Genomic DNA, 18,924 nt, shown 5'->3' with positions numbered 1-18,924 from the left:
ATGTTAGTACCTAAACGTGTAAAACACCGTAAAGAACACCGCGGTAAAATGAGAGGTCGCGCTAAAGGCGGCACTGAAGTTGTGTTCGGCGAATACGGTCTCCAGGCTCTCGAGCCTGCGTGGATCACAAACCGTCAGATCGAAGCAGCACGTATTGCCATGACTCGTTACATCAAGCGTGGCGGTAAAGTGTGGATCAAAATCTTCCCTTCGAAGCCAATTACCCAAAAGCCTCTTGAAGTTCGGATGGGTAGCGGTAAAGGTAACGTTGAGAAATGGGTTAGCGTAGTAAAACCAGGTAAAGTTATGTTCGAACTTGCCGGTGTTAGCGAAGAAGTTGCTCGCGAAGCTATGCGTCTTGCTATGCACAAGCTTCCCGTTAAATGTAAGTTCGTGAAGAAAGAAGAAGTGGGTGGTGAAGCACATGAAGGCTAGTGAATTCCGCAACTTAACCACTGCTGAGATTGAACAAAGAATTAACGGTTTCAAGGAAGAACTTTTTAACCTCCGTTTTCAACTAGCTACCGGACAACTGGATAACCCGGTTCAAATTCAGAAGCTGCGCAAAGAAATCGCCCGTGCGAAAACAGTTTTGCGTGAAAGAGAACTCGGGATTGGTTAAGCAAATTCAGAAGGGAGGGCTCGTATATGGCAGAGCGTAACGAACGTAAAGTCCAAATCGGTAAAGTGGTCAGCGACAAAATGGATAAAACCATCGTTGTAGCCGTGGAAACTTACAAAAAACACGACTTGTACCACAAGCGGATTAAATATACGAAGAAGTTTAAAGCTCACGATGAGAACAATGAAGCGCAAATTGGCGACACCGTGAAAATCATGGAAACTCGCCCATTGTCTAAAGACAAGCGTTTCCGTCTCGTTGAGATCGTTGAAAAAGCAGTTATTGTTTAACCAACAGGTATAATCCGAAAGGAGGGACTAACATGATTCAACCATTATCTCGTTTGAAGGTTGCGGACAACTCCGGTGCGAAACAGCTGATGTGCATTCGTGTGCTTGGCGGTACTGGTCGTCGTGTAGGCAATATCGGTGATTTGATCATCTGCTCTGTGAAAGAAGCAACACCAGGGGGCGTTGTCAAAAAAGGTGATGTAGTCAAAGCGGTTATCGTTCGTACGAAGAGCGGAGCTCGTCGTAAAGACGGATCTTACATCACATTTGATGAGAACGCGGCAGTTATCGTAAAAGATGATAAGAGCCCTCGTGGAACTCGTATTTTCGGACCAGTTGCTCGTGAACTTCGTGATAAAGACTTCATGAAGATCGTTTCTCTTGCTCCTGAGGTTATCTAACACAGGCAGCTCAATTAAATTGCGGCGCGGCTTTCTTCTGGAAAGTCCGGCAGCTCTTACGAAGTTAGCTTTCATACGAAAGCTTAGGAGGTGTAATCAACATGCCAAGAACGAAAAAGAGACTTGAGTCTCATAACCATAAACTGCATGTAAAGAAAGACGACACAGTTTTTGTTATCTCCGGCAAAGACAAAGGTAAGAAAGGTCGCGTTCTCGCAGCTTACCCGCGTGAAAATCGTGTTCTGGTCGAAGGCGTGAACATGATCAAGAAACATGCGAAACCTTCCCAGCAGAACCCTCAAGGCGGAATCATTACTCAAGAAGCTGCAATTCACGCTTCCAACGTAATGCTCGTGGATCCTAAGAGCGGCAAACCGACTCGTGTAGGTTACAAGGTCCTTGAAAACGGAACTAAAGTACGTATTGCGAAAAAATCCGGCGAAGCTATCGATTAATCGACTAAGTGCGGAAAGGAGGCACCAGAATGGCAGCAAGAATGAAAGATCGTTTCTTGAATGAAATCACTCCTGCTCTGATGCAGAAGTTTAACTACACCACTGTTATGCAAGTTCCTAAGATCGAGAAAGTAGTCATCAACATGGGGGTTGGTGAGGCTGTATCGAACTCCAAGGTGCTCGACAGTGCCGTAGAGGATCTGCAAAAAATTGCGGGGCAAAAACCGGTAATCACTCGTGCGAAGAAATCCATCGCGGGTTTCAAACTTCGTGAGAACATGCCGATCGGCGTTAAAGTAACACTGCGCGGCCAACGCATGTATCAATTCCTGGACAAATTGTTCAACGTATCGCTTCCGCGTGTACGTGACTTCCGTGGAGTTTCCTCCAAAGCGTTCGACGGACGCGGTAACTACACGCTGGGTCTTAAAGAGCAATTGATCTTCCCAGAAATCGAATACGATCAAATTGATAAAGTTCGTGGTATGGACATCGTTATCGTAACAACTGCGAAAACGGACGAAGAAGCTCGTGAACTGCTTACCCAACTCGGAATGCCGTTTGTGAAGTAAGAACAAATCATCACGGAGCTTTCGGAAGGAAGCCCCTGCCGATAATGATCGGAGAGAGTTTTCAGGCGAAAACTTGTAGGAGGTGTAATTTAAGTGGCAAAAACTTCGATGAAAATCAAGCAACAACGTCCCCCTAAGTTCAAAGTGCAGGCGTACACTCGCTGCGAACGTTGCGGCCGCCCGCATTCCGTTCTCCGCAAATTTAAAATTTGCAGAATTTGTTTCCGTGAACTAGCATATAAAGGCCAGATTCCAGGTGTGCGTAAAGCAAGCTGGTAATCCACTTATTTTCGGGAAGGAGGTTCACATCCATGGTTATGTCTGATCCAATTGCAGATATGCTTACACGCATTCGTAATGCAAACATTGTTCGTCACGAGACGGTAGAAATTCCGGCTTCCAAGATCAAGAAAGAGATTGCTGAAATCCTCAAAAATGAAGGTTTCATCCGTGACGCTGAATTCGTAGAAGATAACAAGCAGGGCATCATCCGCTTGTTCCTGAAATACGGTCCGAATAACGAGCGCGTAATCACCGGTTTGAAACGTATCAGCAAACCTGGTCTACGCGTATACACAAAATCCCAAGAGATCCCTCGGGTACTTGGCGGTCTGGGTATCGCTATCATCTCCACTTCCGGTGGCGTGATGACGGACAAAGAAGCTCGTCAAGCAAAATCCGGCGGAGAGGTTCTCTGCTACGTTTGGTAATTTAGACTCGATTGAATGGAGGTGCAAACATGTCTCGTATTGGTCGCAAACCAATTACTGTTCCAAGTGGCGTTGACGTAAAGCTTGAGAACACGACAATCACGGTAAAAGGACCGAAAGGAACCCTTTCCCGCGAACTTCACAAAGATATGAAGGTATCCGTACAAGACAATGTCATTACGGTTGAAAGACCTTCTGATCATAAACTGCATCGTTCCCTGCACGGCACGACTCGCAGCGTATTGAACAACATGGTTACAGGAGTAACGCAAGGTTTCGAGAAGAATCTGGAACTCGTTGGCGTAGGTTACCGTGCTAACAAAACCGGAAACAAACTCGTCCTGAACGTAGGTTACTCTCACCCGGTTGAAATCAACCCTGAAGGCGGAATCGAATTCGACGTTCCTAGCAACACGAAAGTGATTGTTAAAGGGATCGATAAAGAACTCGTTGGCGCAACTGCTGCCAAAATCCGTGCCGTTCGTGAACCTGAGCCGTACAAAGGTAAAGGTATTAAGTACGAAGGCGAGCGTATTATCCGCAAAGAAGGTAAAGCTGGTAAGAAGAAGTAAGGCGGCCTAAGGCCGGCCTGACATCGGAATACAGATGAAAGGAGTGCAACCCATGATTACTAAAGGCGATAAGAATAAAGCACGTCTGAAAAGACATCTGCGTGTTCGTAAGAAAATTCAAGGGACGACAGCACGTCCTCGCTTGAACATTTTCCGCTCTGAGAAGCACATGTACGCGCAAATCATTGACGATGTGAACGGAGTAACAGTGGCATCGGCATCCACTCAGGACAAAGAGCTTAAAGAGGTTGGCAACGGCGGTAACGTCGAAGCCGCTCGTAAAGTCGGCGAACTGATTGCGAATCGTGCGAAAGAAAAAGGCGTAAGCCAAGTAGTATTTGACCGCGGCGGATATCTCTATCACGGACGTGTTCAGGCTCTGGCCGAAGCAGCTCGTGAAGCTGGTCTAGAATTCTAAGAAAACATTTCATAAGGAGGTAAACGACTTGCGTGTAGATCCTAACACTTTAGAGCTGACTGAAAAAGTTGTTCATATTAATCGCGTTGCTAAAGTTGTAAAGGGCGGACGTCGCTTTAGCTTTAGCGCTCTTGTCGTAGTAGGCGATGGTAACGGCTATGTCGGCGCTGGTATCGGTAAAGCTTCCGAAGTTCCTGATGCAATCCGCAAAGGAATCGAAGATGCTAAGAAGAACCTCGTCCATGTTCCTATCGTTGGAACTACGATTCCTCACCTTGTAACTGGTCACTTCGGCGCTGGACGTGTGCTGTTGAAACCAGCATCTGAAGGTACCGGTGTTATTGCTGGCGGCCCTGTTCGTGCAGTACTCGAACTTGCTGGCGTTGGCGACATTTTAACAAAATCCCTGGGTTCTTCGAACTCCATGAACATGGTGAACGCTACTTTAGAGGGTCTTTCCCGTCTGAAGAAAGCGGAAGAAGTAGCCAAACTTCGCGGCAAAACCGTTGAAGAGTTGATGGGTTAAGGAGGATAAACATGTCTAAACTTCAAATTACCCTAAAACGTAGTCTGATCGGACGTCCGGAAACACAGAAGAAGACAGTTCAGGCTCTTGGTCTGAGAAAGCTGAACCATTCTGTTGTTCAAAGCGACAATGAAGCAATCCGTGGTATGATTAATCAAGTCAGCCACCTTATCGAAGTTAAAGAAATTCAAGCATAAGTAACCTATTCAATCTGGAGGAGGTGCAACTATGAAATTACATGAGCTGAGCTCTGCAGAAGGCGCACGCCACACTCGCAAACGTCTCGGTCGCGGTGTAGGTAGCGGACTCGGAAAAACTTCCGGACGCGGTCACAAAGGTCAGAACGCCCGTTCCGGCGGTGGTGTTCGTCCCGGCTTTGAAGGTGGACAAAACCCACTTTACCGTCGTCTCCCTAAGCGTGGTTTCGTGAACCCGACGCGTAAGGAATTTGCTATCGTTAACCTGGAAGACCTGAACAAGTTCGAAGCTGGTACGGAAGTAACTCCTGAGCTTCTGATGGAAACGGGTGTTGTAAAATCACCTAAAGATGGAATTAAGATTCTTGGAAACGGCGAACTCACTGTAAAGCTTACAGTTAAGGCGAACAAGTTTTCCCAATCTGCGGTAGATAAAATCCAGGCTGCCGGCGGTCAATCCGAGGTGATTTAATGTTCCGGACCCTGTCCAACATCTTTAAAGTAGAGGATTTGCGTAAGAGAATCATTTTCACGCTTCTCGTGTTAATCATCTACAGAATCGGCGCCTTCATTCCGGTACCCAATATCAATGCAGAGCTTTTGAAGCTGCAGGATCAGGCCAACCAGAATAGCGTGTTCGGGCTGCTGAATACTTTCTCCGGCGGTGCGCTTTTCCAGTTCTCCATCTTCTCGATGTCGATCTTTCCGTACATTACGGCTTCGATTATCGTTCAACTACTGTCCATGGACGTTGTTCCAAGGCTTACACAGTGGGCGAAAGAGGGAGAAGTGGGGAGGAAGAAATCGGCCCAGCTTACTCGTTATTTAACGGTTGTGCTTGGCGTGATTCAAGCTTACGGATATGCGATCATGTTTAACAACTCCTTCCAAGGGCTTGTGATCAATCCTAGCTTTGCTACCTACTCTCTGATAGCGATTGTCTTGACGGCAGGAACGATGTTCCTGATGTGGTTAGGTGAGCAGATCACTGAAAAAGGAATCGGAAACGGGATTTCGATTATTATCTTCGCGGGAATCGTAGCTGCTATTCCGACAGGAATCAGTCAGATTTACCAGACGCAGTTTGCGAATGCAGGAGATGCCCTGTTCCTGAACATCTTGAAAATCGTCCTCATTCTGATCGTAGTGGTTGCCATTATCGTTGGCGTTATCTACGTTCAGCAGGGAGTTCGGAAGATCCCCGTACAATACGCTAAACGTGTTGTAGGGAGGAAAATGTACGGCGGACAGAGCACTCACATTCCTATGAAAGTGAATGCTGCAGGAGTAATTCCGGTCATCTTTGCCGTATCACTGCTTCAATTCCCGACGATTATTGCAGGTTTCTGGGCGGGGAATCCATTTGCGGATTGGATTATCCGTAATCTAAGCATTAACAATTCGGCGCCGATTGCGCTTGCTCTATATGTACTACTGATTGTCGGCTTCACCTATTTCTACACGTTTGTACAGATTAATCCGGTGCAAATGGCCGATCAAATGAAGAAGAACGGCGGTTATATTCCAGGCGTTCGTCCCGGAAAACCAACTTCCAGCTACCTGACAAGAGTAATGTCGAGAATTACTTTGTCCGGCGCCTTCTTCCTGGCTTTCATCTCGATTCTCCCAATGATCTTCGGGGCTCTGGCAGGTCTGCCAACTTCGGTTCGGATCGGCGGAACTTCACTTCTCATCCTTGTGGGTGTGGCATTGGAGACGTTGAAAACAGTAGAAAGCCAACTGATCAAACGTCATTACAAAGGATTTATCAACAAATAGCAATAGGTTCTGATGTAGGCACTTTGTTGCGGCATCGGCACCTATTGTGCTGTTCGTACTACTAAGTGCCGAAGGAGGGGAAAACGTGAACGTTTTATTTATGGGTCCTCCGGGTGCGGGTAAAGGTACTCAGGCGGAGAAAATTGTCAGCGAATTTCAGATTCCTCACATTTCAACCGGCGATGCCTTTAGATTGGCAATGAGTCAAGGGACGCCGCTCGGCATAGAAGCTAAATCCTATGTCGATCAAGGCAAACTTGTTCCAGACGAAATCACTAACGGTATTGTTCGTGAACGTCTGCAGCAGCCGGATTGCGACAAAGGATTTCTCCTCGATGGTTTTCCGCGTACGATTGCTCAAGCGGAAGCATTGGATGAAATCCTGCAATCTTTAGGTAAGCGAATCGATCACGTCATTAACTTGAAAGTCGATCGCAGCTTCCTGCTGGCCAGACTGACCGGTCGCCGTATCTGCAAATCCTGCGGCGCCACGTATCACGTGATTTTCAATCCTCCGAAGCAGGAAGGCGTATGCGACAAATGCTCCGGCGAATTGTATCAGAGATCCGATGATACGGAAGAGAAAGTCGGTACCCGCTTGGACGAATACACGTCGAAGACAGCACCGCTTCTTGAGTACTACGAGAAACGTAACGTATTGCGCGAGGTTGACGGGGAGCAGGACATCGAAGATGTAACTTCCCAAATCAGTTCATTGCTGCGAGGTCATTCTGAATGATCATTTGTAAGTCCGAAGTAGAATTGGAACTTATGCGCGAAGCAGGTCGGATCGTAGCCGAGACCCACAAGTTGATGGCTGAATCGGTTCGCCCCGGCATCACGACTAAGGACCTGGATAAAATCGCTGAGGAATACATTCGCAGTCAAGGTGCCGTTCCCTCTTTCAAAGGCTACAACGGTTTCTCTGGAAGCATCTGCACTTCAGTTAATGAAGAATTGGTGCACGGCATTCCCGGCAGCCGCAAATTAGTCGAAGGCGACGTTATCAGCATTGATATCGGGGCACAATATAAAGGATATCATGGTGATTCGGCCTGGACTTATGGCGTCGGTGAAATTTCTGAAACCGCAAAGAAACTTCTGGAAGTAACTGAACGTTCGCTGTTTGCCGGATTGGCGGAAGCCAAACCGGACGCCCGGCTGTATACGATCTCACACGCTATACAGCAAGTGATTGAAGACGCGGGTTTCTCGGTTGTTCGTGAATATGTCGGTCACGGGATCGGCACGGAGCTTCACGAAGATCCGCAGATTCCCAACTATGGGATTCGGGATAAAGGCCCCCGGCTTAAACCGGGTATGGTACTTGCAATCGAGCCTATGGTGAACGTCGGACAGCGATTCGTAAAGACACTCGAGGATGATTGGACCGTTGTTACCGTAGATAATTCCTTATGTGCACATTTCGAACATACCATTGCCATTACGGTAGACGGTTATGAAATATTAACCCAGCTGAAGGCTTAGGGTGACCGAATTGGTAGATCAGGAACAGCTGCCGCAGCCCGGTCAAATCGTAAAAATTCTCCGAGGCAAAGATCAAGGTCAATATGCGGTTATCATCCGAACGGAGGATGACAGATTCGTCTGGATTGCCGATGGTGATAAACGCAGATTCGACCAGCCGAAGAAGAAGAATGTTCAGCATCTTCAGCTTCAGCACAAGATCAGCGGAGAAGTTTCCAGAAGTTTAACGGAAAGCAGCCGTGTTACGAATGCCAAGTTAAGACATGCGGTGAAGAAGTTTATCGACAGTCTACAATCTGAGGCAGATGAGAAAGGAGAATAATCAGTGGCTAAAGAAGATGTAATTGAAGTGGAAGGTACAGTAATCGAACCTCTTCCGAACGCGATGTTTAAGGTAGAGCTTGAGAACGGACATAAAATTTTGGCCCATGTTTCCGGAAAAATCAGAATGCACTTCATTCGGATTTTACCTGGCGACAAGGTTACTGTAGAATTATCCCCATATGACTTGACGAGAGGTCGTATAACCTATCGATTCAAATAAATAGCTGCAACGCCGCAGTCTTAGCCGACATAGCGGCCAACCCTTACGAAGCAAGTTTGCGGTGGCAAACTCTCAGGAGGTAATAAACATGAAGGTAAGACCGTCGGTCAAGCCGATCTGCGAAAAATGCAAAGTCATTCGTCGCAAAGGCAACGTTATGGTAATTTGTGAAAACCCGAAACATAAACAAAAACAAGGTTAAAAGGAGGTGCACGTTCAACAATGGCACGTATTGCTGGTGTAGACTTACCGCGTGACAAGCGCGTAGAAATCGCATTGACGTACATTTTTGGTATCGGTAAAACGACTTCTCAGAAAGTTCTGAGCCAAACTGGCGTTGACGCATCCACTCGTGTTCGCGATCTTACGGAAGAAGAAGTAAGCAAAATTCGTGAAGTTATCGACAAAACGATCAAAGTGGAAGGCGACCTTCGTCGCGAAATCGCTCTGAACATCAAACGTCTGGTTGAAATCGGATGCTACCGTGGTATCCGTCATCGTCGCGGCCTGCCTGTTCGTGGTCAACGCACGAAAACCAATGCTCGTACACGTAAAGGTCCTCGTCGGACTGTAGCTAACAAGAAGAAATAATAAAGGGGGTTAGAGTGAACAATGGCTAAACCTAAAAAAGTCGTCCGTACGAAACGTCGTGACCGTAAAAATATTGAATCCGGTGTGGCACACATCCGTTCCACATTCAACAATACAATCGTAACGATCACGGATCCTCATGGAAACGCGCTTTCCTGGGCAAGTGCCGGTAACCTGGGCTTCAAAGGATCCCGTAAAAGCACTCCGTTTGCTGCGCAAATGGCTGCCGAATCTGCAGCTAGAGCAGCTATGGAACATGGTCTGAAAGTTGTTGAAGTCATGGTTAAAGGCCCTGGTGCCGGCCGTGAAGCAGCAATTCGTTCTTTGCAGGCTGCTGGTCTCGAAGTCAACCTGATTAAGGACGTAACACCAATTCCGCATAACGGTTGCCGTCCTCCAAAACGTCGTCGCGTGTAATTTCAAGTCGGCATGTGGTATAAATATTCTAAACATGTGAATAATGATGTTGAAGGATAGGCATACTACATCGTTTATGGAAATGTTCCAGGGTAACGACGTTTTGAAGGAGGGTTAATTTCATGATCGAAATCGAAAAGCCAAAAATAGAGACCGTATCTTTAAGCGAAGACGGAGCTTACGGCAAATTCGTCGTAGAACCGCTGGAACGCGGATACGGGACCACATTAGGTAACTCACTACGTCGTATCTTACTGTCTTCACTACCGGGTGCTGCGGTTAGCTCTGTACAAATCGACGGAGTTCTTCATGAATTCTCGACTATTCCGGGAGTTATGGAGGACGTTACGGAGATTATTCTGAATCTGAAAGGTCTTTCTTTGAAAATCCATTCAGACGAAGAAAAAGTATTGGAGATCGACGCCGAAGGAGAAGGTAGAATCACAGCTGCTGATATTCGCGGAGATAGTGATGTGGAGATCTTGAACCCGGATCTTCATATCGCGACTCTATCGTCTGACTCTCGTCTTCACATGAGAATTCATGCGAACAGAGGCCGCGGTTATGTACCGGCTGATAAGAACAAACGGGATGAGCAGCTTATCGGTGTCATTCCGGTTGACTCGATCTACACTCCGATCACGCGTGTAAACTACACGGTAGAGAACACTCGTGTCGGCCAAGTGACGAACTACGACAAACTAACCCTCGAAGTGTGGTCGGACGGAAGTATTCGCCCTGAGGAAGCAGTAAGTCTTGGTGCGAAGATTCTGACGGAACACCTAATGCTCTTTGTTGGATTAACCGATGAAGCTAAAGATGCGGAGATCATGGTAGAGAAAGAAGAAGATAAGAAAGAGAAAGTTCTCGAGATGACGATCGAGGAACTGGATCTTTCCGTTCGTTCTTACAACTGCCTAAAGCGTGCCGGTATCAATACCGTGCAAGAGCTGATCACCAAAACCGAAGAAGATATGATGAAAGTGCGTAACCTTGGCCGTAAATCTCTTGAAGAAGTTCAAGAGAAGCTCGAAGAGCTGGGTCTTGGCCTGCGTACGGAAGAATAATCACCTCAGAAGGAGGGTTAAGACATGGCATATCAAAAGTTAGGCCGTGACTCCAGTGCGCGGAAAGCATTGTTCCGCGACCTCGTAACGGACCTTTTCATTAACGAGCGCATTCAAACAACTGAAGCGAAAGCGAAAGAAGTTCGCTCTATCGCCGAGAAGCTCATCACATTAGCGAAACGCGGAGATCTGCATGCTCGTCGTCAAGTAGCTGCATTTGTTCGTCGTGAAACCGCAGGAGACCAGGATGCAATCCAGAAGTTGTTCTCCGAGCTGGCAACTCGCTATGCTGAGCGTCCAGGTGGATACACTCGTATCCTGAAACTGGGACCTCGTCGTGGAGATGCTGCTCCTATGGTATATCTGGAACTGGTAGACCGGGCGTAACGAAGGGTGGGAAAGGGTGGACAGAATCTTTGGATTCTGCTGAAGCCCTTTTTTTGCAATCTGATCGGATTGTACTCACCTCCCGATCACCTGTCCCGTTCGATATACGGAGGGTATGGTTTCGTGAGAAATATAAGAATAACGGTAAGTTATGACGGCACCTCGTACTCGGGTTTTCAGACGCAGCCACATGGCAATACGGTCCAGGATTATCTGGAACGAGCCATTCGGATGCTGTCCGGGGAGACGGTGAAGATCACCTCATCAGGGCGGACGGACGCTGGCGTTCACGCCCGCGCTCAGGTGATCAACTTCACTACAGCCTCCCAGATCCCCGCAGAACGCTGGTGCCTTGCTCTTAATTCCAGGCTTCCGAAAGATATCGTTGCGCTTCGTGCGGATGAGGTGCCCCTATCTTTTCATGCCCGCAAGTCGGCAAAACGAAAAACCTATTCCTACACGATCCGTACCGCACGGATACCGGATACTTTTCAACGCCGATACCAATTCCATCATCCCAACCCTTTGGATGTGGATGCCATGAGAGACGCTCTAGCGGCGATCTTAGGCACGCACGACTTCTCCTCGTTCTGTTCGGTCAAAACCGTAGCCGAATCGCGTATTCGTACGATTTATGACGCTTGGATCGTTGAAGAACCGGATCAAATGTCTATAGAGCCCGACCAGCCCGGACAGCTTCGTTTTTACTTTACCGGGAGCGGTTTTCTCTATAACATGGTCCGGATTCTCGTGGGAACATTGATACAAATCGGGGAAGGCAAACGCCCAGCCGAAGAAATGGCTGCGATTTTGAGGGGACGTAACCGGGCGCTTGCGGGCCCGACGGCCGAAGCCCACGGGCTGATGCTGTGGAATGTAGAATACGCGGAATAATGTAATTTAATTCTTGCTATTCCCTGGACTATGCTGTAAAATATGTGATGGTGTTTCTTGAAGGGCTACCCCACGGCCCCGACTTCAAAAACACTCAAAGATTCAAGACGTATTTTAACCTATGACTATGTTTGTTAATAAAGTTCGGAGATATATTTTTAGGAGGATCAGAGCATGCGTACCACATATATGGCTAAGCCCAATGAAGTTGAACGCAAATGGTACATCATTGATGCTACCGGCAAGACGCTCGGACGTCTGGCTAGTGAAGCTGCAAGCATTATCCGCGGCAAACACAAACCGCAATTCACACCGCACGTGGATTCCGGAGATTTCGTAATCATCATCAATGCCGAGAAGATTCATCTGACCGGCAACAAACTGCAAGACAAGAAATACTACCGTCACTCGATGCACCCAGGTGGTCTGAAAGTTACGACAGCTCAAGATATGCTGAACAAGAAGCCTGAGCGTGTACTGGAACTTGCTATTCACGGCATGCTTCCTAAGACTCGTCTTGGCAACAGCATGAAGCTGAAGCTGAAAGTATATGCAGGGGCGGAACATCCACACCAAGCACAACAACCAGAAGTTTGGGAACTTCGGGGTTAATAGAAAGGGAGGACTGACTTGTGGCACAAGTTCAATACTACGGAACCGGTCGTCGTAAGCATTCGGTAGCACGTGTACGTCTAGTACCGGGCGAAGGACGCATTATCATCAACAAGCGTGACCTTAACGAATACTTCGGCCTGGAAACGCTGAAACTAATCGTGAAACAACCTCTGACGCTGACTGAAACAATCGGCAAGTACGATGTACTCGTACTGGCTAACGGCGGCGGAATGAGCGGACAAGCCGGCGCAATCCGCCATGGCATCTCCCGCGCACTTCTTAAAGCAGATCCTGAATTCCGCGGATCTTTGAAACGCGCTGGATTCCTGACTCGTGATCCACGTATGAAAGAACGTAAGAAGTACGGCTTGAAAGCAGCTCGTCGTGCACCTCAGTTCTCGAAACGTTAAGATCGGTTTATACAAAGCAAACCCTTCCGGGTACAGAAATGTACCGGAAGGGTTTTTTTGTGTCCTTTTGACCGTTACGAACAAATGATTGCTAGTTACGGACGTTATCTTTATCTAAATATCCGATATAACGAACGAACATATCGATCTTTTGTTCAATATGATATAAAGATCGTCTCTAGGCTATTGACAACGATAAGTTGTGTTTTATAATGAAATAAAATAACAAAACACATTAGGATACTCGGAATTAAAACGGGAGGGTACAAATATGAATTTGTTCGAAAAGGAAGCATTAATAAACAAAGCGGCCGATGAATTCGAGAACCAGTCACCCGAAGAGCTTATTCGTTGGGCGGTGAACACATTTCCAAGCATAACGCTCGCTTGCAGCTTTGGTGCGGAAGACGTGGTTCTGGTGGATATGCTGCATAAAGTAAGCCCGGAAACAGACATTTTCTATCTAGACACGAATGTACATTTTCAGGAGACCTACGTTACAAGGGACCGCCTGCAGGATCATTATCAAAAGTCTTTTATTCAAGTACAACCTAAGCTCACTTTGGAAGAGCAAACGGCTCAATATGGTGCCGAACTGTGGTTGTCCGCGCCGAACGAATGCTGCAACATCCGTAAAGTCGATCCTTTGACGGATATTTTGAAAAATTACGATGCATGGATTACGGGAATTCGCCGGGACCAAGCTCCGACCCGGGCAAACGCCAAGAAGGTTGAATACGATGTAAAATTCGGTCTCGTTAAGTTTAATCCGCTTGCCGGCTGGACTTCGGACGATGTATGGGAGTATATTCGTTCCAATGGCATTATTTATAACGCTCTTCACGATCAGAACTACCCGAGTATCGGCTGCAGCCATTGTACAAAAGCGGTAGCTCCGGGTGAAGATCCGCGTGCGGGACGCTGGGCAGGGAATGACAAAACGGAATGCGGACTCCATAAGTAAACGGGAAACCGACATTATCAGAAGGACTAAAGGAGAGACATCCATGCAATCATCAATTGCGCCTCACGGCGGAACACTGATTAACCGCCTGGTTATGGGTAGTGAACGCGATCAACTACTTGCGGCCGCGGACGATCTGCCTCAAATTCGCATAAACAATTGGGCCATTTCCGATCTTGATCTTATTGGGGTAGGGGCTTTCTCACCGCTCACCGGCTTTCTGGATGAGAAGGATTACCTATCGGTTGTCGACCGCATGCGTCTGGCGGATGGTACCGTCTGGAGCATACCCGTGACCCTGGCGGTTGAAGAGTCGGCTGCCGAGGGACTTACAGTCGGTACACGAGCCGTTTTGGTAGGGGAAGAGGACGGCGTCGTATACGGTCTTATTGACGTCACCAGCATCTATAAAGCCGATCAGACTGCATGAGGCCCGTAAAGTCTTCAAAACGGATGATAAGGAGCATCCCGGCGTTCAGAAGCTATTATCCAGACCATCTACCTACATCGGGGGCCCTGTGCAGGTCTTAAATAGACCGAAGCCGGCTAAGTTCGAAGACTTTTACTACGATCCGGCCGAGACCCGCCGAATTTTTGCCGAAAAGAACTGGCGGACTATCGTAGGGTTCCAAACCCGTAACCCGGTCCACCGGGCTCATGAATATATTCAAAAGTCGGCTATGGAAATCGTTGACGCCTTGTTCTTAAATCCGTTGGTCGGCGAAACCAAGTCCGATGATATTTCCGCCGATGTCCGGATGAAAAGCTATCTGGTTCTCCTTGAAAATTATTATCCATCGGACCGTGCTTTTCTGGGGGTTTTTCCGGCCGCCATGCGCTATGCGGGTCCGCGGGAAGCGATTTTCCATGCTTTAGTCCGCAAAAATTACGGCTGTACCCATTTTATCGTGGGCAGGGACCACGCGGGTGTAGGCGATTACTACGGCACTTATGAAGCACAGGAAATCTTCAGTAACTTTACACCGGAAGAGATCGGCATTACACCGCTTTTCTTCGAACATAGTTTTTATTGCACAAAGTGCGGGAATATGGCATCGAGCAAAACATGCCCGCACGATAAAGCTGACCACCTGCATCTGTCGGGCACGAAAGTACGCGCCTTGCTGCGTGACGGCCAGTGTCCGCCTCAGGAGTTCACACGTCCGGAAGTGGCCAAAGTGCTCATAGACGGCATGTCAGAGCCTGTAGGCACGTCCGCACAGTAGGTATATTTGTCCACCCTGTCCCATATAGATGAATGGAGTCTATGGGGAACAGAGGTGGATTTTTTCATGCGGAGACCAAGAAAAAGGTTTGTCGTATGGCTGACCTGGGACAGCGGCATTAAGATCATCATGGCGGCCCTGCTGGTAATGCTGATGGCCTTTATGTACACCTACGAGCTGCCCTCGACCCGCACATGGAGCGAATGGTCGATGCCCCTTTCAGGGAAAACGGTTGCTCTGGATGCCGGGCACGGAGGACCTGACGGAGGGGCGGTCAGCCAATCCGGCGTTATCGAGAAGGATATCAATCTCGCGATCACTCTATATCTGCGTGATTATTTGCAGCAGGCGGGCGCTATTGTGGTGATGACCAGGGAAACGGATACGGATTTGGCCCAAGAGGGAACGAAGGGACTCAGCCGGCGGAAGACAGAAGATCTGCTAAGCCGCGCCGAATTCATAAACAGCAAGAAAGCCGACTTGTTCATAAGTATTCATCTCAATAGTATTCCGTCCGATAAGTGGAGAGGCGCACAAACGTTCTACTACCCGAATCATCCTGACAACGCGACTTTGTCCACCCTCATTCAGAATGAACTTAAAAAGAATTTGGAGAATACGGAGCGGGTCGCCAAAAAGGCGGACAAAGGCGTTTATTTGCTGAAAACGTTGAAAATGCCGAGTGCACTCGTTGAAGTCGGGTTCTTGTCCAATCCGGAAGAATCGAGACTGCTGGCCGACGACAAGTACCAGAAGAAAGTCGCCGCGTCCGTCTATCAAGCGATTTTGCGTTATTTCTCCGGGGAGAAAGTGCGTTCGTCCTAATCGGTATGGTATAATGATCTGAACAGAAATAAGCCTACCGAGGTGGAACAAATGGTGACCAAAGAGCTTATCCGGCAATCGCTTCAGCCTATAACCGATCCGACTTACGGAGCTTCTATCGTAGAACTGAACTTCGTTAAAGACGTGGTCATTAAAGAGAACCGTGTTTCTCTTACGTGTGTTTTGTCCGTTACGGATGAAAGCTACAAAGCAAGTATAAAAGAACGCATTGAATCCGCTTTGTCCCAAATTGGAGCCGAAGGGGTTCATATTCGTTTTCGGGAAATAACGGATTATGAGAAAAACCAGCTCCCCGCTCTTGAGGGTGTATCCTCGGCGGAAAGCGGTGAAACTGCCGGTGCAGACGCCGGGACGGGGGAAGGAGCGGCTCCTTTGCTGAATCCGGATTCTCCCGTCAATTTTATCGCCGTTGCAAGCGGTAAGGGCGGCGTTGGGAAGTCTACCGTTACGGCGAACCTTGCTGTCGCGTTGGCGCGTCTCGGCAAAAGAGTGGGGATTATGGACGCCGACATCTACGGTTTCAGTATTCCGGACATGATGGGCATAGAGGAACAGCCTCAGCTCGTCAATAACCGGATCCTCCCCGTAGAAAAATTCGGCGTTAAAGTTATCTCCATGGGGTTCTTTGTAGAGGATAACTCCCCGGTGATTTGGCGTGGCCCTATGCTGGGCAAGATGCTCCATAACTTCTTCCACGAAGTGGATTGGGGAGAACTGGACTATCTGCTGCTTGATCTGCCTCCAGGAACGGGCGACATCGCGCTGGATATTCATCAGCTGCTGCCGCAAAGCAAAGAGATCCTTGTCACGACTCCGCACGCTACGGCTGCATTTGTGGCAGCGAGAGCGGGCGCTATGGCCGTGCATACGAAACATGACATTATCGGTGTGGTGGAGAACATGGCCTACTACGAGTGTTCCAAATGCGGTGAGAAGGATTACGTCTTCGGCCGCGGTGGAGGGGGCATGCTGGCGGAACAGCTGCATACCCAACTGCTTGCCCAAATTCCATTGGGCGCACCGGACAACCATATTTCCGAACCCGATTATTCCCCGTCGGTTTATAAAGAAGAGTCCACTACCGGACAACTATATTTGGACCTGGCACGGAGTGTCGTTCAACAAACCCGAAAGGACTGATGCGTACGCATCAGTCCTTTTGTTAATATTCGGAATCTTGATCTTTTTTGCCCTTTTTGTTCGGGGATTCCTTTTCATCCTGACCTTGCTCTCCTTGATCGCCTTCCTGACCCTGATCTTGTTTGTTTTTTTGTTCTCCTTGGCCGCCGCCTTCGCCCCCGGAACCCTGACCGCCTTGTTCACCCCCGCCTTGGCCGCCTTTGCCACCTTGCCCACCCTGGCCGCCACCTTGACCGCCTTGCCCTTGACCTCCGGCTTCTTTGGGGATAATGCCCTCCTCCATGACTTTTCTCATGATGGTGAGCATTTGAGCCTGGAATAAGGGGCTCTGGAAAGACTCCTGTATAACATTCATCATCTGTTGGCGGTATTGGGTAGTTCGGGTCAGTTCCATCATAAGCTGCTGGTATTCGGGGTTTTTCATGATTTGCAGGAGCTGTTTCTGATACTCCGGATCTTTCATTAAATCCTTATGGAGCTGCTTATCCTGCGTACTCACTACTTTGGCGAAATCACCGGCGAAACGCGGATCTTTCATCATATCCCTTACGAATTTGCTGCTTTCCGTACTTGTCAGCACATCTTTGACCGCAGTTTGCATCTGCAATTTCTGACCTTCGGTCAACATGCTGACCGAAGAATTGCCCGAACCTGCCGAGGATAAACTGGAGCGGGAAGCTTTATCGATCGCCGCACGGCCTTCGTCTGACTTTAGAATGTCAAGCACCATGGATTTGGTTTCTTTATAATTTCCTTGGGATGATGAAGATCCCTGTGAAGAATTGTCGGAGCTGCAGGAAGCTAAGAGAAAAACCGCAAATAAGGCAGGAACATAACGCACCGTTTTCCGATTCATTGTGCACACAAGCTCCCTTCCCCTGAATTAGTACCGTTAGTATGCGTGGGGGGGAGCCTTTTCATAAACGGGTGCCATGGTTGATTACTGAGAAATTTGGGCGGATTTGCCCTCTTCAAGACATGTATGTACGATTACGGGAATTAGTAAACCTGTTTAAACGACTGTTCTTCAACGGCTTTATTCTCGGTCTGCGCCTGTTTCATTAGTTCCGAAACCGTCACGAATTCATATCCCTTGCTCTTGAGCTGGTCGATAATGGCAGGAAGAGCCTCATGGGTCTGTTTGGATGAATCGCTGGCATGGAGCAGAACGATATCGCCGGGATGCGCTTTGCTTACAACGCGGCTGATGATGGTCTCCACTCCGGGATTTTTCCAATCCAGAGAGTCCGTATCCCACTGAATAACCTTATACCCTAACTGGTCCGCGATACCGAGCACCCTTTTGTCGAAATCGCCGTTGGGCATACGGATCAAATTAGGACTTTTACCGGTAAGCTCCTTAAGGACACCATCTGCTGTCTGGATTTGTTTACGGATCTCCTCGTCACCCAGACTGCTGTAGTTCACGTGCTTATGGCCGTGACTTCCGATTTCATAGCCGTTCTTAACGATCCGGTTTACGATATCGGGATGGCTTTTGCTCCAGGGCGAGGAAAGAAAGAATGTTGCGTTTTTAACACCCTTTTGTTCCAGTACATCCAGTATCGGAGCCGTACGAGTTTCACCCCATGAGATGTCGAACGTCAAAGCGATCTGTTTCTTTTCCGTTTTTACATTGTAGATAGCCGCAGGACCCCCGCTTGAAAAAACCGCCATATTCCCCCGTTCCGAATAAACGATACCTGCGGCGAAAACTACGGCGACACCGATAAAGACGGCTTGTTTTATTTTCTTGCCGTTAAAGACGTAAAAATGGCTCACGCTTGCTCCAG

The 18,924-nt window shown here is 48.2% G+C and carries 31 protein-coding genes and 1 pseudogene; 30 read left to right on the top strand and 2 right to left on the bottom strand.

The annotated features are described in order from the left end of the window. The 30 genes and pseudogenes from rplP (at nt 1) to ABC395_RS24000 (ending at nt 17,131) form a co-directional block, all read left to right on the top strand. Entirely contained in the window at nt 1-435 is a 435-nt protein-coding gene (gene rplP / locus ABC395_RS24145; protein ID WP_009676823.1) for a 50S ribosomal protein L16, read from the top strand. Then, a complete protein-coding gene (gene rpmC, locus ABC395_RS24140; protein WP_009676819.1) occupies nt 425-622 on the top strand; it encodes a 50S ribosomal protein L29 in 198 nt (65 codons plus the stop codon). The genes rplP and rpmC overlap by 11 nt, the downstream gene beginning before the upstream one ends. A gap of 26 nt (nt 623-648) precedes the next feature. Beyond that, on the top strand, nt 649-912 hold the full coding sequence (gene rpsQ, locus ABC395_RS24135; protein ID WP_217562938.1) for a 30S ribosomal protein S17: 264 nt from the start codon (nt 649-651) through the stop codon (nt 910-912). 32 nt (nt 913-944) lie between these two features. After that, complete coding sequence (gene rplN, locus ABC395_RS24130; protein ID WP_009676804.1) at nt 945-1,313, top strand: 50S ribosomal protein L14; 369 nt, start codon at nt 945-947, stop codon at nt 1,311-1,313. Between the two features lie 101 nt (nt 1,314-1,414). Beyond that, nucleotides 1,415-1,768 (top strand): 50S ribosomal protein L24, encoded by a 354-nt coding sequence (gene rplX, locus ABC395_RS24125; protein ID WP_009676802.1) that lies wholly within the window; start codon nt 1,415-1,417, stop codon nt 1,766-1,768. A 29-nt stretch (nt 1,769-1,797) separates the two neighbouring features. After that, complete coding sequence (gene rplE / locus ABC395_RS24120) at nt 1,798-2,340, top strand: 50S ribosomal protein L5 (RefSeq protein ID WP_009676826.1); 543 nt, start codon at nt 1,798-1,800, stop codon at nt 2,338-2,340. A gap of 93 nt (nt 2,341-2,433) precedes the next feature. Continuing rightward, nucleotides 2,434-2,619, top strand: coding sequence for a type Z 30S ribosomal protein S14 (locus ABC395_RS24115; protein ID WP_040953112.1), 186 nt, complete (start codon nt 2,434-2,436; stop codon nt 2,617-2,619). A 32-nt stretch (nt 2,620-2,651) separates the two neighbouring features. After that, entirely contained in the window at nt 2,652-3,050 is a 399-nt protein-coding gene (rpsH, locus tag ABC395_RS24110; RefSeq protein ID WP_413006314.1) for a 30S ribosomal protein S8, read from the top strand. Nucleotides 3,051-3,079: 29 nt separating this feature from the next. Next, complete coding sequence (gene rplF, locus ABC395_RS24105; RefSeq protein ID WP_009676801.1) at nt 3,080-3,622, top strand: 50S ribosomal protein L6; 543 nt, start codon at nt 3,080-3,082, stop codon at nt 3,620-3,622. 52 nt (nt 3,623-3,674) lie between these two features. Beyond that, a complete protein-coding gene (rplR, locus tag ABC395_RS24100) occupies nt 3,675-4,040 on the top strand; it encodes a 50S ribosomal protein L18 (RefSeq protein WP_413006313.1) in 366 nt (121 codons plus the stop codon). Between the two features lie 28 nt (nt 4,041-4,068). Continuing rightward, nucleotides 4,069-4,566, top strand: coding sequence for a 30S ribosomal protein S5 (rpsE, locus tag ABC395_RS24095; RefSeq protein ID WP_009676829.1), 498 nt, complete (start codon nt 4,069-4,071; stop codon nt 4,564-4,566). A gap of 11 nt (nt 4,567-4,577) precedes the next feature. Next, on the top strand, nt 4,578-4,763 hold the full coding sequence (rpmD, locus tag ABC395_RS24090; RefSeq protein ID WP_009676811.1) for a 50S ribosomal protein L30: 186 nt from the start codon (nt 4,578-4,580) through the stop codon (nt 4,761-4,763). A 31-nt stretch (nt 4,764-4,794) separates the two neighbouring features. Further along, complete coding sequence (gene rplO, locus ABC395_RS24085; protein WP_009676816.1) at nt 4,795-5,235, top strand: 50S ribosomal protein L15; 441 nt, start codon at nt 4,795-4,797, stop codon at nt 5,233-5,235. Then, nucleotides 5,235-6,542, top strand: a complete 1,308-nt coding sequence (gene secY / locus ABC395_RS24080; protein ID WP_009676812.1) for a preprotein translocase subunit SecY — start codon at nt 5,235-5,237, stop codon at nt 6,540-6,542. The genes rplO and secY overlap by 1 nt, the downstream gene beginning before the upstream one ends. Before the next feature lie 85 nt (nt 6,543-6,627). Continuing rightward, complete coding sequence (locus tag ABC395_RS24075) at nt 6,628-7,281, top strand: adenylate kinase (RefSeq protein WP_413006312.1); 654 nt, start codon at nt 6,628-6,630, stop codon at nt 7,279-7,281. Beyond that, on the top strand, nt 7,278-8,030 hold the full coding sequence (gene map / locus ABC395_RS24070; RefSeq protein ID WP_326053522.1) for a type I methionyl aminopeptidase: 753 nt from the start codon (nt 7,278-7,280) through the stop codon (nt 8,028-8,030). Before ABC395_RS24075 ends, map begins: the two co-directional genes overlap by 4 nt. A 10-nt stretch (nt 8,031-8,040) precedes the next feature. Beyond that, nucleotides 8,041-8,352, top strand: coding sequence for a KOW motif-containing protein (locus ABC395_RS24065; RefSeq protein ID WP_413006798.1), 312 nt, complete (start codon nt 8,041-8,043; stop codon nt 8,350-8,352). Nucleotides 8,353-8,355: 3 nt separating this feature from the next. Next, the gene (infA, locus tag ABC395_RS24060; RefSeq protein WP_009676800.1) at nt 8,356-8,574 is read left to right on the top strand and encodes a translation initiation factor IF-1; all 219 of its coding nucleotides are present in this window, start codon (nt 8,356-8,358) and stop codon (nt 8,572-8,574) included. Between the two features lie 88 nt (nt 8,575-8,662). Next, nucleotides 8,663-8,776, top strand: coding sequence for a 50S ribosomal protein L36 (gene rpmJ, locus ABC395_RS24055; protein WP_003333770.1), 114 nt, complete (start codon nt 8,663-8,665; stop codon nt 8,774-8,776). 20 nt (nt 8,777-8,796) lie between these two features. Beyond that, nucleotides 8,797-9,165 (top strand): 30S ribosomal protein S13, encoded by a 369-nt coding sequence (rpsM, locus tag ABC395_RS24050; protein WP_016423661.1) that lies wholly within the window; start codon nt 8,797-8,799, stop codon nt 9,163-9,165. 21 nt (nt 9,166-9,186) lie between these two features. Beyond that, nucleotides 9,187-9,582 (top strand): 30S ribosomal protein S11, encoded by a 396-nt coding sequence (gene rpsK / locus ABC395_RS24045; RefSeq protein ID WP_016423660.1) that lies wholly within the window; start codon nt 9,187-9,189, stop codon nt 9,580-9,582. A 122-nt stretch (nt 9,583-9,704) separates the two neighbouring features. Then, a complete protein-coding gene (locus tag ABC395_RS24040) occupies nt 9,705-10,649 on the top strand; it encodes a DNA-directed RNA polymerase subunit alpha (protein ID WP_009676831.1) in 945 nt (314 codons plus the stop codon). Between the two features lie 24 nt (nt 10,650-10,673). After that, on the top strand, nt 10,674-11,036 hold the full coding sequence (gene rplQ / locus ABC395_RS24035) for a 50S ribosomal protein L17 (protein WP_009676799.1): 363 nt from the start codon (nt 10,674-10,676) through the stop codon (nt 11,034-11,036). 123 nt (nt 11,037-11,159) lie between these two features. Beyond that, nucleotides 11,160-11,930 carry a tRNA pseudouridine(38-40) synthase TruA gene (gene truA, locus ABC395_RS24030; protein WP_413006311.1) on the top strand — a complete coding sequence of 257 codons (771 nt, stop codon included), beginning with the start codon at nt 11,160-11,162 and terminating at the stop codon, nt 11,928-11,930. Nucleotides 11,931-12,104: 174 nt separating this feature from the next. Next, nucleotides 12,105-12,542, top strand: coding sequence for a 50S ribosomal protein L13 (gene rplM / locus ABC395_RS24025; protein ID WP_042235549.1), 438 nt, complete (start codon nt 12,105-12,107; stop codon nt 12,540-12,542). Nucleotides 12,543-12,562: 20 nt separating this feature from the next. Further along, complete coding sequence (rpsI, locus tag ABC395_RS24020; RefSeq protein WP_009676832.1) at nt 12,563-12,955, top strand: 30S ribosomal protein S9; 393 nt, start codon at nt 12,563-12,565, stop codon at nt 12,953-12,955. Between the two features lie 271 nt (nt 12,956-13,226). Continuing rightward, nucleotides 13,227-13,919 (top strand): phosphoadenylyl-sulfate reductase, encoded by a 693-nt coding sequence (locus ABC395_RS24015; RefSeq protein WP_413006310.1) that lies wholly within the window; start codon nt 13,227-13,229, stop codon nt 13,917-13,919. Between the two features lie 43 nt (nt 13,920-13,962). Beyond that, nucleotides 13,963-15,145 (top strand): annotated as a pseudogene (sat, locus tag ABC395_RS24010) (sulfate adenylyltransferase). A gap of 66 nt (nt 15,146-15,211) precedes the next feature. Further along, nucleotides 15,212-15,970: an N-acetylmuramoyl-L-alanine amidase CwlD gene (gene cwlD / locus ABC395_RS24005; RefSeq protein WP_413006309.1), complete on the top strand. Its 759-nt coding sequence runs from the start codon at nt 15,212-15,214 to the stop codon at nt 15,968-15,970. 51 nt (nt 15,971-16,021) lie between these two features. Then, nucleotides 16,022-17,131, top strand: coding sequence for an Mrp/NBP35 family ATP-binding protein (locus tag ABC395_RS24000; RefSeq protein ID WP_413006308.1), 1,110 nt, complete (start codon nt 16,022-16,024; stop codon nt 17,129-17,131). Between the two features lie 22 nt (nt 17,132-17,153). Here ABC395_RS24000 and gerD read toward each other — a convergent pair whose 3' ends face one another. Together gerD and pdaB are read right to left on the bottom strand one after the other, a co-directional pair. Next, nucleotides 17,154-17,987, bottom strand: a complete 834-nt coding sequence (gene gerD / locus ABC395_RS23995) for a spore germination lipoprotein GerD (protein WP_413006307.1) — start codon at nt 17,985-17,987, stop codon at nt 17,154-17,156. 143 nt (nt 17,988-18,130) lie between these two features. Then, nucleotides 18,131-18,913 (bottom strand): polysaccharide deacetylase family sporulation protein PdaB, encoded by a 783-nt coding sequence (gene pdaB / locus ABC395_RS23990; protein ID WP_413006306.1) that lies wholly within the window; start codon nt 18,911-18,913, stop codon nt 18,131-18,133. Nucleotides 18,914-18,924 lie beyond the last annotated feature (11 nt).

The sequence above is a fragment of the Paenibacillus canaveralius genome (assembly GCF_047238265.1).
GTDB lineage: Bacteria > Bacillota > Bacilli > Paenibacillales > NBRC-103111 > Paenibacillus_F.
This window is presented reverse-complemented; position numbering and strand designations above follow the sequence as displayed.